The sequence below is a fragment of the Paenisporosarcina sp. TG-14 genome (assembly GCF_000297555.1).
GTDB lineage: Bacteria > Bacillota > Bacilli > Bacillales_A > Planococcaceae > Paenisporosarcina > Paenisporosarcina antarctica.
Genome location: NZ_AMGD01000003.1, coordinates 17,978 through 30,669, shown reverse-complemented (window position 1 = coordinate 30,669; position 12,692 = coordinate 17,978). Strand labels below are relative to the sequence as shown.

General features: G+C 37.0%; 15 protein-coding genes. 2 read left to right on the top strand and 13 right to left on the bottom strand.

Annotation, left to right across the window (positions count from 1 at the left end; translation table 11 throughout):
- Window positions 1–25 precede the first annotated feature (25 nt).
- The 7 genes from dnaB to rpsF form a co-directional block, all read right to left on the bottom strand.
- Window positions 26–1,384, bottom strand: a complete 1,359-nt coding sequence (gene dnaB / locus C406_RS0101315) for a replicative DNA helicase (protein WP_017378780.1) — start codon at window positions 1,382–1,384, stop codon at window positions 26–28.
- Between the two features lie 12 nt (window positions 1,385–1,396).
- The gene (gene rplI, locus C406_RS0101310; protein WP_017378779.1) at window positions 1,397–1,846 is read right to left on the bottom strand and encodes a 50S ribosomal protein L9; all 450 of its coding nucleotides are present in this window, start codon (window positions 1,844–1,846) and stop codon (window positions 1,397–1,399) included.
- Window positions 1,843–3,819, bottom strand: coding sequence for a DHH family phosphoesterase (locus C406_RS0101305; protein WP_017378778.1), 1,977 nt, complete (start codon window positions 3,817–3,819; stop codon window positions 1,843–1,845). Before C406_RS0101305 ends, rplI begins: the two co-directional genes overlap by 4 nt.
- 12 nt (window positions 3,820–3,831) lie before the next feature.
- Complete coding sequence (locus tag C406_RS0101300; protein ID WP_017378777.1) at window positions 3,832–4,773, bottom strand: YybS family protein; 942 nt, start codon at window positions 4,771–4,773, stop codon at window positions 3,832–3,834.
- 259 nt (window positions 4,774–5,032) lie between these two features.
- The gene (gene rpsR, locus C406_RS0101295) at window positions 5,033–5,269 is read right to left on the bottom strand and encodes a 30S ribosomal protein S18 (RefSeq protein WP_017378776.1); all 237 of its coding nucleotides are present in this window, start codon (window positions 5,267–5,269) and stop codon (window positions 5,033–5,035) included.
- 73 nt (window positions 5,270–5,342) lie between these two features.
- Window positions 5,343–5,855, bottom strand: coding sequence for a single-stranded DNA-binding protein (gene ssb / locus C406_RS0101290; protein WP_017378775.1), 513 nt, complete (start codon window positions 5,853–5,855; stop codon window positions 5,343–5,345).
- Between the two features lie 57 nt (window positions 5,856–5,912).
- The gene (gene rpsF / locus C406_RS0101285; protein WP_017378774.1) at window positions 5,913–6,203 is read right to left on the bottom strand and encodes a 30S ribosomal protein S6; all 291 of its coding nucleotides are present in this window, start codon (window positions 6,201–6,203) and stop codon (window positions 5,913–5,915) included.
- Between the two features lie 171 nt (window positions 6,204–6,374).
- On the opposite strand from rpsF, the gene C406_RS0101280 reads away from it, so the two are divergent.
- Complete coding sequence (locus tag C406_RS0101280) at window positions 6,375–6,923, top strand: DUF3267 domain-containing protein (protein ID WP_017378773.1); 549 nt, start codon at window positions 6,375–6,377, stop codon at window positions 6,921–6,923.
- A 183-nt stretch (window positions 6,924–7,106) separates the two neighbouring features.
- On the opposite strand, the gene ychF is transcribed toward C406_RS0101280, so the two are convergent.
- The 3 genes from ychF to C406_RS0101265 all read right to left on the bottom strand — a co-directional run bounded on the left by ychF (window position 7,107) and on the right by C406_RS0101265 (window position 9,515).
- Window positions 7,107–8,207 carry a redox-regulated ATPase YchF gene (gene ychF, locus C406_RS0101275; RefSeq protein ID WP_017378772.1) on the bottom strand — a complete coding sequence of 367 codons (1,101 nt, stop codon included), beginning with the start codon at window positions 8,205–8,207 and terminating at the stop codon, window positions 7,107–7,109.
- A gap of 184 nt (window positions 8,208–8,391) precedes the next feature.
- Window positions 8,392–8,601, bottom strand: a complete 210-nt coding sequence (locus C406_RS0101270) for a DUF951 domain-containing protein (RefSeq protein ID WP_017378771.1) — start codon at window positions 8,599–8,601, stop codon at window positions 8,392–8,394.
- On the bottom strand, window positions 8,601–9,515 hold the full coding sequence (locus tag C406_RS0101265; RefSeq protein WP_017378770.1) for a mechanosensitive ion channel family protein: 915 nt from the start codon (window positions 9,513–9,515) through the stop codon (window positions 8,601–8,603). Before C406_RS0101265 ends, C406_RS0101270 begins: the two co-directional genes overlap by 1 nt.
- A 73-nt stretch (window positions 9,516–9,588) precedes the next feature.
- Here C406_RS0101265 and yyaC point away from each other — a divergent pair, with 73 nt between their 5' ends.
- Window positions 9,589–10,197, top strand: coding sequence for a spore protease YyaC (yyaC, locus tag C406_RS20015; protein ID WP_081503710.1), 609 nt, complete (start codon window positions 9,589–9,591; stop codon window positions 10,195–10,197).
- On the opposite strand, the gene C406_RS0101260 is transcribed toward yyaC, so the two are convergent.
- The 3 genes from C406_RS0101260 to C406_RS0101250 form a co-directional block, all read right to left on the bottom strand.
- Entirely contained in the window at window positions 10,120–10,851 is a 732-nt protein-coding gene (locus C406_RS0101260) for a DUF554 domain-containing protein (RefSeq protein ID WP_017378769.1), read from the bottom strand. The genes yyaC and C406_RS0101260 overlap by 78 nt on opposite strands.
- Before the next feature lie 71 nt (window positions 10,852–10,922).
- Window positions 10,923–11,762 (bottom strand): ParB/RepB/Spo0J family partition protein, encoded by an 840-nt coding sequence (locus C406_RS0101255; protein ID WP_017378768.1) that lies wholly within the window; start codon window positions 11,760–11,762, stop codon window positions 10,923–10,925.
- Window positions 11,755–12,516 (bottom strand): ParA family protein, encoded by a 762-nt coding sequence (locus C406_RS0101250; protein WP_017378767.1) that lies wholly within the window; start codon window positions 12,514–12,516, stop codon window positions 11,755–11,757. Before C406_RS0101250 ends, C406_RS0101255 begins: the two co-directional genes overlap by 8 nt.
- Between the last annotated feature and the right edge of the window lie 176 nt (window positions 12,517–12,692).

Sequence of the window (12,692 nt, the reverse complement as noted above, 5' to 3'; positions counted from 1 at the left end):
CACATGTTTATTGTTCGTGTTTGATTTAAGCTGGTGGTGCTTGCTGATGTTGACTCCAATCAATATTTACAAACTTATTAAACTCTTTAACGAAAGCAAGAGTAACCGTTCCCGTAGGACCGTTACGTTGTTTTGCAATAATAATTTCAATCATATTCTGATTTTCAGTTTCTTTGTCATAATAATCTTCACGGTATAGGAAAGATACAATATCGGCATCTTGCTCAATACTTCCTGACTCACGTAGATCGGACATCATCGGACGTTTATCCTGACGTTGCTCAACACCACGAGAAAGCTGTGACAAGGCAACCACGGGCACTTCTAGTTCACGTGCAAGAGCTTTTAATGATCGAGAAATTTCTGATACTTCTTGTTGACGATTTTCTTTCGAGTTGCCACTACCTGCTATTAATTGCATATAATCAATCATAATCATACCTAGACCATACTCTTGTTTCAAACGACGGCATTTTGAACGGATTTCGTTAACTCGAATACCTGGCGTATCATCGATAAAAATTCCAGCGTTCGATAGACTGCCCATCGCCATCGTTAGCTTGCGCCAATCTTCTGAAGATAATGCACCTGTTCGTAGTACTTGAGCATCTATATTGCCTTCAGCACATAACATACGCATTACAAGCTGTTCTGCAGCCATCTCCAGACTAAAGATGGCAACGTTTTCTTCAGTCTTGGTCGCAACGTTTTGTGCAACATTAAGAGCGAACGCTGTTTTACCTACTGAAGGTCGTGCTGCAACAATGATTAAATCATTGCGTTGAAATCCTGCGGTAATGAGATCTAAATCCCGGAAGCCTGTAGGTACCCCTGTAATATCACCTTTACGAGAGTGTAGAAGTTCAATATTGTCATATGTTTGCACAAGAACATCTTTAATATGTCTGAAATCCCCGGCATTTTTACGATTAGACACTTCCATCATTTTCTTTTCAGCTTCAGATAACAAAGCTTCTACTTCATCTTCACGCGTAAACCCATCTTCTACGATATTGGTCGCAACCCGAATTAAACGACGTAATAAAGCCTTTTCTTCCACAATACGCGCGTAATATGCAATATTTGCTGCAGTAGGAACTGAATTTGCAATTTCTGTTAAATATGAAAGTCCACCGACATCCTCAAGTTCCCTCTTTGACGATAATTCTTCTGTCACAGTCACGACATCAATCGGTTTTCCTTGATCGCTTAGACTATTCATCGTTTGGAATATCTTTTGATGTGCTACTCGATAAAAATCTTCGAATTGTAATATTTCTGCAGCCGTAATGAGCCCTTGAGGTTCTAAAAAGATAGCTCCAATAACGGACTGTTCAGCTTCATGGTTGTGAGGGGGAATCCGGTCGAACATAGGCTCACTCATTGACGTCTCTCCTTACGTTTCTTCAGTTACATGTACTTTCAAAGTTGCTGTTACATCTTGATGTAATTTAACTGGAATATTTGTGAATCCTAATCCGCGAATGGCATCATCTAATTCCATTTTACGTTTATCGAGTTTAATACCCGTTGCTTTGTGAAGTTGTTCCGCTACTTGCTTCGTTGAAATGGAACCAAATAAACGTCCTTTTTCACCTGATTTAGCTGATATTTCAACTGTTAATTGTTCTAAATCTTCTTTTAGCTTTTTCGCATCTTCTAAGACTTGTTCTACATGTTGATCTTCTTTGCGTTTTTGACCATCTAATGCGCTGATGGTTGCTTGGTTTGCCTCAATCGCAAAGTTGTTTTTTATTAAAAAGTTATGTGCATAGCCGTCTGCTACATTTTTTATTTCGCCTTTTTTTCCTTTGCCTTTAACATCTTTTAAGAAAATTACTTTCATGTTGGTTGGCCTCCTTCGACAATTTCAATGATTGCTAATTTTAGTTGTTCAATCGCGCTATCAATCATACCTTCTTTAATCTGACAGGCAGCATTAGTTAAATGACCACCACCACCGAGTTTTTCCATAATCAATTGAACATTAATATCACCTAATGAACGTGCACTAATGCCCACATCCCCGTTATCTTTTCTAGCGACAACAAAAGATGCTGAAACACCCTTCATTGTCAGTAAAATATCGGCAGTTTGTGCAATGAGAACTTGTGAATAGGGATTCGTTTCTTCTCCATGTCCAATGGCAATGCCTTCACGGAAAAATTCAACCGTTTGAACAATTTTTGAGCGTTCGATATAAGTATCAATGTCTTCTTTTAATAAGCGTTGAACTAACACAGTGTCTGCTCCATTTGTTCTTAGATATGAAGCCGCTTCAAACGTTCTTGAGCCTGTTCGAAGTGAAAAGCTCTTCGTATCTACAATAATTCCAGCAAGCATTGCGGTTGCTTCAAGCATTGAAATTTTATCATGTTTCGGTTGGTATTCAAGTAATTCAGTTACTAGCTCAGCTGTTGACGACGCATAAGGCTCCATATAAACGAGCATCGTATTTGAAATAAACTCTTCTCCACGACGATGATGATCAATTACCACCACTTTTTCAGCTCGATTTAACAGCTTTTCATCAATAACCATACTTGGTTTATGCGTATCTACAACTACAAGTAATGTTCGATCAGTTAATTTTGATAATGCTTCTTCTGGTGAAATAAAGCGTTCGAATAATTGTGGCTTGCTCTTAACTTCTTCCATCAACCGGGTGACGCTTTGGTCGAGTTCATCAAAATTAACGATGACATAGCCATTTATTTGGTTCATCTCGGCCATCTTTCGAACTCCGACAGATGCACCGATTGCGTCCATATCAGGCAATTTATGCCCCATAACAAACACTTGGTCACTGTCTTGGATCAAATCCCTTAGAGCATGTGAGATAACTCTTGCTCTAACCCGATTACGCTTTTCAGCCGGGTTCGTTTTTCCTCCAAAGAATTTCACTTTACCACTAGGTTGTTTAATGGCCACTTGATCGCCACCACGCCCTAATGCTAAATCCAAACTTGATTGCGCAAGTTGGCCAAGTTCGACTAATGAAGATGAGCCGGCACCGACACCAATACTAAGTGTTAGAGCTAAATTCAGTTTAGAAGTAGCTTCTCTTATATCATCTAAAATCGCAAATTTCGTTTTTTCAAGCTCGAGTAAAATGGATTCATTCAATACTGCAATAAAACGATCTGATGAGATTCGTTTTATATAAATTCCATAGCCCGCTCCCCAATTATTGACGAGAGATGTCACCAAACTATTTAACTGACTACGCGTTTGGTCGTCCATTCCTTGAGCTAGCTCATCATAATTATCAATAAACAAAACTAGGATGACGCTGCGATCCGAATTATACAATGTTTCAATTTCTGTTTGCTCGGTAATATCAAAGAAATAGAGTAGTTTTTCTTGGTGTTTGTAAAATACTTTAAATTTCTTTCCTGACAAACTAATAATCTGATCTTTATTATCTTCTTGCTGCACAAGTAGATGAAATTCATCAGACAACTTAAACAAATCTTCACCAATAAGTGAATCACATTCGAGCTCTCTTGACATGTATGGGTTTGCCCAATCAATTTTCCATTGTTTATTTACTATTAATATTCCGATTGGCAATTCGAGAAACGCTTCTTCCCCTACATGTTTCATCCGGAAAGACAAAGTCTCAATATGTTTCTCAGTCTCTTCATATATCCGCTTCTCCATTTGCCAACCTATGATCAAGACTATGGCAAAAAGAAGAGCTACAATTACCCCTATCCAAATATGCCAGAACAAGAGTAAAAGAGCGCTTATTAGGCCTAGAAATGATAGAAAAAATAATGGAATAAGAATTTGTCTTTTTCTAAAAAATTCTGCCATTTCTTCAGCTCCTTATTTTCTATTCTTGTCTTTGACATACGAACGAATATTAAATCCTAAATCGAAAATCCCAATAATTAAGGTAATCGCTTGTAAGGGAATTGCAAGTATGATTGCGACAATAAGAGTCCATTTCGGCCAACCTTTTTCAAGAATGAAAAATTGAACGAAGGAAATACCTTGTAAGACTAGCAAAACACGTAGTATTAAGGCTGCATTTGCAAATACCATAAAGGCAAACGTTCCTTGTTCTAATTCCACAAATAAAGTAACGACCAACACAACAATGTAATACCACAAAACTGATTTTGGAAATCTTAGTTGTGAAAATGGGGGAAACTTTGGTACATCTAATCCTAGTCTTTTCAAAATTGGTAATAGGATGTTGACGAGTATAAAGACGAATCCGAACAGCGAAATGATAAATAGGGATGGCATGACCGTTTCAAACATATATAAGGTATCTGCTACTGTTTGATCATAGTCTTTTGGCAATGCATTAAAACGTTCTAAAAACACACCCATTTGATCATATTGATCTGTCGCAATGGTCAAAAGTTCCTTCACTGGATTAATTCCAATCGTCAGCACAACAATTACATATTGCATTACAATGTTTACAAGCAATACACCGGCTGTCGAAAGTAACATAAATAACTTGCTTTTCTTCGTCCGAATTGCGTCACCGATTGTAAAGCCCATTAGTGCATGGATCATGGCAAAAGGAATGGCAAGTAATCCTCCAATAAAAAGTGACATGATGATACTAACTACTGTAACGAGAATTGACGCTTTCCTATTAAACTTTGCACTATACCAAGCAATAGGTACGGCGATAAAAAGTGAGGTTATCAAGTTTAGAATAGGCACATAAAAAGAAACAGCTAACAATATAGAAAACAGTGCGATCATCATTGCACCGAACGTTAATTGTTTGGTTTGTTCATTCGGCATTCAAAATCCTTCCTAACTTAAAAAACATTTAATCTGGCATAAGTCGACGGCATTGTAATTATTATAAGCGAAAATTAACATCAACTCTTAGCTCGATTAGGAAAGACTATAATTTTGGGTATACATCTTCCACAGAAATCGTAACTTTATCTTCTATTGTAACATGTAGAACAAGATGGAACAAAAGTTCAAAATAAGTTAGATTTAGACATCAAAAAAAGACCGGTTTCCCGGTCTTTAAATTGTTCATGTTCATTTCTTATCTCTCTTCTGTAGAGAAAGGAAGTAATGCCATGATACGTGATAATTTGATTGCTGAAGTTAATTTACGTTGATATTTTGCGCTTGTTCCAGTAACTCGACGTGGAAGAATTTTTCCTCGTTCTGATACGAATTTTTTAAGCAAATCAACATCTTTATAATCAATATGCGTAATATTGTTAGAGTTAAAATAACAAACCTTTTTACGTCTTTTGCCTCCGCGACGTGGTGCCATATCGTTTCGCCTCCTTAGTGTTTGGTTTTATTTGGGTGTGTATTTAAAGTCATTCTGCTTTACGCTTTTCTACTTAGAATGGTAAATCGTCGTCTGAAACTTCGATTGGGCCACTCCCACTAGCGAATGGGTCTTCATCTACACGTGTATAGTTTTGCTGATTTGGTGATTGATTCTGTTGATTAGATGGATATTGATTGTTTTGGTTTGAACCGCCACTACCATAAGGTTGCCCTTGTGGTTTTTCACGATCTCCACCAGAACTATTACGTGGTTCAAGGAATTGAACACTATCGGCTACAACTTCAGTCGTGTAAACACGCTTTCCATCTTGCCCTTCATAGCTCCCAGTTTGAATGCGCCCTTCAACACCTGTCAAACTACCTTTTTTCAAGAAGTTTGCTGTGTTTTCAGCTGGCTTTCTCCAAACAGTACAGTTAATAAAATCCGCTTCCTTCTCACCTTGCTGGTTAGAAAATGAACGATTTACAGCTAGTGTAAAACGCGCAACCGCTACTCCACTTGGCGTATAGCGAAGCTCCGGATCTTTTGTCAGTCTTCCGACTAATACGACTCGGTTAATCATCAGAATACAACCTCCTTCGTCTGCAAGTTGTTTCGAGTATACTCGACGTTATAATTATTATTTTCTTTCTGCGTTGACAGCTACGAAACGAATAATATCTTCGTTAATTCTAGCAAGACGGATATACTCATCGATTGCTCTTGAATCAGCGTTTGCTTTCACGATTTGGTAGAAACCTTCGCGGAAGTCATTGATTTCATAAGCTAAGCGGCGTTTTCCCCACTCTTTTGATTCAGTGATTTCTGCACCATTCGTAGTCAAGATTTCGTCGAAACGAGCTACTAAAGCTTTTTTCGCATCATCTTCAATTGTTGGACGAATAATGTACATTAATTCATATTTTTTCATCTTTTGCACCTCCTTATGGACTTGGGCCTGACTGATTACAGTAGGCAAGGAGCAAGTAATCTTCATTACTCACATCAGCTAATTGTATCACAAAACCATTATTATTGCAACCATCTATTAAATGTATGTACTAGGGTTTTTAGCTATACTATCTATTAAGAGGTGAATAACATGAAGGAATGGAATCATCCGACTAAAATCATAGAGTTAGACATTCAACAAATTGGTAAGACAAGCTTAATTTTGACCATTATCTTAAGCGTACTGTTGGTGTTTCTAAATAGCGTTGTACATCAAGATTTCTCATATAATGTTTCATGGTTTGGTTTATTGCTATTCTTGGTTGGATACATCTTATTAATTGTCTTACATGAAGTAACTCACTTAATAGGGTTCGGAGTGTTTGGCAAAGTTCCATTTCGTTCTCTTGACTACGGGTTTAATTTAAAACTCGGAGTGGCTTACGCTACAACAAATGAAGCTGTTCGAACCAAAGCAATGAGAAAAGTTCTGATTCTTCCTTTTTGGGCAACTGGCGTTTTTCCCGCCGTCATTGCTATAGCTATTAATAGCCCACTTCTAGCATTACTAGCCGCTTGGTTAATAGCTGGGGCTGCTGGAGATTTCGCCATGATAAAAGAACTTCGCTCAGTTGATGATGATGCTTGGATAAAAGATGATCCAGAACTACCAAAACTATATGTTTTTGAAGAGAAATAAAGCTACTTCCCATCACGTTGGGAGTAGCCTTTATTTATTTCTATATATCAATCGACTTCACCGATTCATAACATACCCTATAGACAGCCACTTCAATTAAACCATTAATCATTTGTTAATCTAGGAATTCTTTCAAATAAAAAAGTGGATTAGCCAATGTATCGACTAATCCACTTGTGTTTTCTATACGTTAAAACGGAACAACATTACGTCTCCGTCTTGAACGATATATTCTTTACCTTCTAATCGTACTTTACCAGCCTCTTTTGCCGCAGCCATTGAACCGGTTGCCACTAAGTCATCATACGATACAGTCTCGGCACGAATAAAGCCACGTTCGAAATCTGTATGGATGACACCTGCACATTGAGGAGCCTTCATGCCTTTACGGAATGTCCAAGCACGTACTTCTTGGACACCTGCTGTAAAGTAAGTTGCAAATCCTAGTAATTTATATGATGCTTTTACTAATTGATCTAAGCCCGCTTCTTTAATGCCTAACTCTTCAATGAACATTGCTTTCTCTTCATCATCAAGTTCAGCCATTTCTTCTTCTATCTTCGCACAGATTACAATCACTTGTGCATTGTCTATCTTAGCAAACTCACGTACTTTTTGAACATATTCATTTTCATCAGCATTTGCAATTTCATCTTCTGCAACGTTTGCTACATATAGCATTGGTTTAGTTGTTAATAAATTTAGACCTTTAACTACTCGCAATTCTTCTTCTGTAAACTCAACAGAACGACCAGGTTTTTCTTGTTCAAATGCTTCAAGAAGTTTTACTAATACCGGTTCTTCGGCCATTGCTTCTTTGTCTTTTTGTTTCACCATTTTACCCACACGGAGTAAACGTTTTTCAACACTCTCTAAGTCAGCCAAAATTAATTCCAAATTAATTACTTCAATATCAGAGATTGGATCTACTTTTCCTGTAACATGCGTTACATTTTCATCAACAAAACAACGTACTACTTGGCAAATTGCGTCTACTTCACGAATATGTGCCAAAAACTTATTTCCAAGTCCTTCGCCTTTACTAGCACCCTTCACAATTCCAGCAATATCCGTAAACTCAAAAGCTGTAGGTACAGTTTTCTTTGGAACAACAAGTTCTGTTAATTTATTAAGACGCTCATCTGGAACTTCTACAATTCCTACGTTTGGATCAATCGTACAGAATGGGTAGTTTGCAGCCTCTGCTCCTGCTTTTGTAATTGCATTAAATAAAGTGGATTTACCCACGTTTGGTAACCCTACAATTCCTGCTGTTAATGCCATATCGTTTCCCAACCTTCCATAAATACTAGTTATTCTATATATAAACACTAGCTTTTCACTTTTCTTACTGTTCAATACCGAAAGTAAGACCGCTCTAAGTAAAAACAACTTCGCTTTCGGTCTTGCTTGTCCAGCTCCGATTTTCGTACAACCTATTTATTATAGATTCTTGTCGCAGTGTTGTCTATTCTTCTGAAGTAAGTTCTGCTTTCTTCAACACTTTTTTCATTTTCTTTTCAAATTCTCTACGTGGGATCATTACACTATGCTGACACCCTTCACACTTAATCCGTACATCAGCACCCATTCGAATGATCTTCCACTCATTCGTCCCACAAGGATGTTGTTTTTTCATTTCAACCACATCACCAAGCTCAAAAGTTTGTCCATTCATTAGATTTCCCCCTTAGCTTCGTGCTTCACAGGATCACCAGTACCCGAATCGACGGATCCTGTTTGCTTCTGATACATCACCATTTTCGGATACGGAATTTCGATACCATTTTGGTCCATGAATAGTTTCAAATCTCTTCTAATGATTCGTGCGACGGCGAAATGTTGCATTGGTTTTGTTTCAGCCATAATCCGCAACACTACTTCAGATGCCGCTAAATTTTGAACGCCTAATAACTCCGGGGTTTTAACTAACTGTTCATATTTATCTGGAAGTTCAGATAAAAATTGATTAATAAGTTCTTCTGCTTTAGGAATATCTACCTCATAAGCAACACTTACATCAACAATCGCAACGGAATTATTGAGGGAGTAGTTAACGACTTCAATTATCGTTCCATTCGGAAAAATGTGGATTTCTCCATTTAATCCTTGGAGCTTAGTCGTGCGTAAACCAATTTCTTGAACGACACCTTCAGATACTCCAATTCTGACATAATCGCCTACAGAAAATTGATCCTCAAAAATAATAAAGAATCCAGTTAGGACATCACGTACTAAGTTTTGAGCCCCAAAACCGATGGCTAAACCAAGAACCCCTGCCCCAGCTAATAATCCAGCCACTTCAATTTTTAATAGAGATAGTACAGCTAAAATCGCTGCGAAATAGACTACATACGCTAGGACGTTTTCGAGCAATTTGAGCAATGTGTTTTGCCTACGTTCTGAGTATCGTAAGGGTGCTTTCATACGTACTTCAAAACCTTTACGAATCAAAAGTTTGCAAACCTTTACAACAATCCCTGAAACAAAAATAATTGCGATTACTTTTAATATCACAATACCTGTATTAATCCATAATTCTTCATCTAACAGGAGAGTTTTAACATATTCCGTCATCGATTCAATAGTCACTTAATCTACCACCTTTTTGAATAAATCCCGTTTCTAAAACGTATACTACGAAAAAAGAAAGTGAGATTATTACATGTTTGTACATTCGACTCGTTTACAATCAGAAGACTTTTCCTATCAGGATTTAGGCGTTACCTGGCGCTTGAGCTCCCTTTTTGTACAACTTATTCCGTTTGAAAAGACGCATCTCACTTTTTGTTGCATTGGAACGGATAGATCCACAGGGGACGCTTTAGGCCCGCTGATCGGCACTTGGCTTAGAGAACACCCTGAATTCCCTTATGAAGTTATCGGTACATTACAACAACCTCTACACGCTTTGAACTTACATCAAACTATAGAGTCACTTCAAGCGAGAACATTAAAACCTTATGTAGTTGCAATAGATGCTTGCTTAGGAAGAGTTGAGAAAATTGGTCATATTGTTATTGAAAAAGGTCCTCTTTTTCCAGGCAAAGCGGTTAAAAAAGAATTGCCACCTGTTGGCGATCTTTCAATTAAAGGCATTGTAAATGTTGGTGGTTTTCAAGAATATAGCGTTTTACAAAACACCCGACTACAATTGCCATATGATATGGGGAAAGTTCTATCTCGCGCACTTTTACTAGCTTGGCAACGACACCAACTGAAATTGATAAACAATCGTCACGACGATAGCTACAACCATAATGCCTGGCAATAAGTTAGCTACTCTTATTTTAGTCAAACCAATCATATTTAAACCAATGGCAACAATCATTATCCCACCAGTTGCTGTCATTTCTTGAATAAATAATGCAAGTGCTTGTTCAGGAATGAATCGACTAATTTGAGTAGCAAAAAGGGCAATTGTCCCTTGATACAAAACGACTGGAACTGCAGACAAAAGAACACCAATACCAAGCGTTGTCGCTAAAATAATTGATGTGAATCCATCGATTAATCCTTTTACAATTAATAAATCATGGTCATTACGTAACCCACTATCGAGTGATCCAATAACAGCCATGGACCCAATGACAAAAATTAATGTAGCAGATACGAACCCCTGTGCAATACTAATGTTTTCACCTTTTTTATTCTTTCCAACTTTTGATTCTAACCAGTGACCAAATCTATTAAGTTTGCCATCTAAATCAATCCACTCACCAATCACTGCGCCAAACACTAAACTGATAATGACGATTAAAAAATAACCACTTTCAAATCCCATTTGAAGCCCAATGACAGTTACAGCAAGTCCAATAGCATACATCACCGTTTGCTTCATATTTTCAGGAATATTTTTTAACAATCTTCCTATGATTGTCCCAACAATTATGAGAAGCGCATTAATCAATGTTCCCAATAACACCATAAGTGATTCCTCATTTCATCCAAAATAGAATTTATCCCCTCAAAGATTAATCCTTTAAGGGGATAAATAATTTAATCTTCTAATAATTCTAAAATTCGTTCTAAATCCTCTTCAGAAAAAAACTCAATCTCTATTTTCCCTTTATTCTTTGATTTCTTAATGGATACAGTCGTTCCAAAATATTCGCGTAGTTGAGATTCTTTTTCTTCTATAAAAATATCTTTGTTCGGCAATTTAGATGTTTCACGTGAAACATCTAAATTCAATCGCTGAACGAGAGACTCAAGTTGACGAACATTTAAGTTCTCTTTCATTACTTTTTCAGAAATAGAAGGAATCAGTTTCTTACGCTTTAATCCAAGCAATGCACGACCGTGTCCCATTGAAATTTTATTTGAAGAAATCTGCTCTCTAACCTCTTCTGGTAAAGATAATAAACGAATATGATTGGAGATGTGAGGACGACTTTTCCCTAAACGAAACGCCAGTTGTTCTTGTGTGAAATTTAGTTTTTCTATAAGATTCTGATATGCATCCGCTTCTTCAATTGGTGTTAAATCTTCCCGTTGCAGATTTTCTAGTATAGCAATTTCCATCATTTGTTGATCGGAAAATCCTCGAATAACAGCAGGTATTTCACTTAATCCTGCCAACTTAGAAGCTCTAAAACGACGTTCACCTACAACGATTTCATATAATTTCCCTTTTTTTCTTACTATGATTGGTTGAAGGACACCATGTTCTTTAATAGATTGAGATAGTTCTGCAAGAGCAGCTTCATCGAAAATTTTCCGAGGTTGAAAAGGGTTTACTTTAATTTCTTTTACAGAAATTTTTTCAACAGTTTCCATTTGATTAATTGATTCCCCAGGAAATAATGCGTTAATCCCTTTCCCCAAACCTTTAGACATTACGTATCACTTCCCTCGCCAAATCTAGATATACTTCTGCACCTCGAGATTTTGGATCGTAAATAATAATTGGTTCTCCATGACTTGGTGCCTCGCTTAATCTTACATTGCGAGGAATAATTGCTTTATACACTTTATCCTGGAAGTATTTTTTTACTTCTTGAATTACTTGAACACCTAAGTTTGTTCGAGCATCAAACATTGTTAATAACACTCCATCAATTTGAAGTTGGTTATTTAAGTGTTTTTGGACTAAACGAATTGTACTTAATAATTGGCTTAACCCTTCTAATGCGTAATACTCACATTGAACAGGAATTATTATGGCATCAGAAGCAGTTAATGCATTGATTGTTAACAAACCAAGTGATGGAGGACAATCAATAATAATATAATCATATTCTTCTTTCACTTCTTGAAGGGCACGTTTTAATCGAACTTCTCGTGAAATGGTTGTAACCAGTTCAATTTCAGCACCCGCTAAAGAAATAGTAGCAGGAACTAAATATAAATTTTCAACTTTAGTTTCTAAAATAACTTTTTTTATATCTATATCATCTATTAATACGTCATAAATACATTGGTGTACATCACCTTTATTTACGCCAGCACCACTTGTTGCATTACCTTGGGGATCTATATCCATAAGCAATACTTTCTTGCCTAAATACGCAAGGCATGCGCTTAAACTTACAGATGTTGTCGTTTTACCTACGCCGCCTTTTTGGTTGGCGATCGCAATGATTCTCCCCAAGCTTGCACCTACTCTCATCTAATCAAATCTAGTTTAGAAGGCCTGTTCGAACCTTCTTTTCACAATATGATATAAAAACGGTTTATCTTCTCAAATGTAACAACAATTAGTCAGTTTCGAGTAGAATTTTTCGCTTATCTTTCATTCTAACAAATTTTCAAATAAAAAAGCATTAT

What these genes read in the sequence shown, in the direction of transcription:
- C406_RS0101305 (WP_017378778.1), bottom strand. Translation starts at nt 3,819, where the DNA reads ATGGCAGAATTTTTTAGAAAAAGACAAATTCTTATTCCATTATTTTTT.
- C406_RS0101260 (WP_017378769.1), bottom strand. Translation starts at nt 10,851, where the DNA reads ATGGTGTTATTGGGAACATTGATTAATGCGCTTCTCATAATTGTTGGG.
- C406_RS0101270 (WP_017378771.1), bottom strand. Translation starts at nt 8,601, where the DNA reads ATGAATGGACAAACTTTTGAGCTTGGTGATGTGGTTGAAATGAAAAAA.
- C406_RS0101280 (WP_017378773.1), top strand. Translation starts at nt 6,375, where the DNA reads ATGAAGGAATGGAATCATCCGACTAAAATCATAGAGTTAGACATTCAA.
- ssb (WP_017378775.1), bottom strand. Translation starts at nt 5,855, where the DNA reads ATGATTAACCGAGTCGTATTAGTCGGAAGACTGACAAAAGATCCGGAG.
- rplI (WP_017378779.1), bottom strand. Translation starts at nt 1,846, where the DNA reads ATGAAAGTAATTTTCTTAAAAGATGTTAAAGGCAAAGGAAAAAAAGGC.
- rpsF (WP_017378774.1), bottom strand. Translation starts at nt 6,203, where the DNA reads ATGAAAAAATATGAATTAATGTACATTATTCGTCCAACAATTGAAGAT.
- ychF (WP_017378772.1), bottom strand. Translation starts at nt 8,207, where the DNA reads ATGGCATTAACAGCAGGAATTGTAGGGTTACCAAACGTGGGTAAATCC.
- C406_RS0101300 (WP_017378777.1), bottom strand. Translation starts at nt 4,773, where the DNA reads ATGCCGAATGAACAAACCAAACAATTAACGTTCGGTGCAATGATGATC.
- yyaC (WP_081503710.1), top strand. Translation starts at nt 9,589, where the DNA reads ATGTTTGTACATTCGACTCGTTTACAATCAGAAGACTTTTCCTATCAG.
- rpsR (WP_017378776.1), bottom strand. Translation starts at nt 5,269, where the DNA reads ATGGCACCACGTCGCGGAGGCAAAAGACGTAAAAAGGTTTGTTATTTT.
- dnaB (WP_017378780.1), bottom strand. Translation starts at nt 1,384, where the DNA reads ATGAGTGAGCCTATGTTCGACCGGATTCCCCCTCACAACCATGAAGCT.
- C406_RS0101255 (WP_017378768.1), bottom strand. Translation starts at nt 11,762, where the DNA reads ATGTCTAAAGGTTTGGGGAAAGGGATTAACGCATTATTTCCTGGGGAA.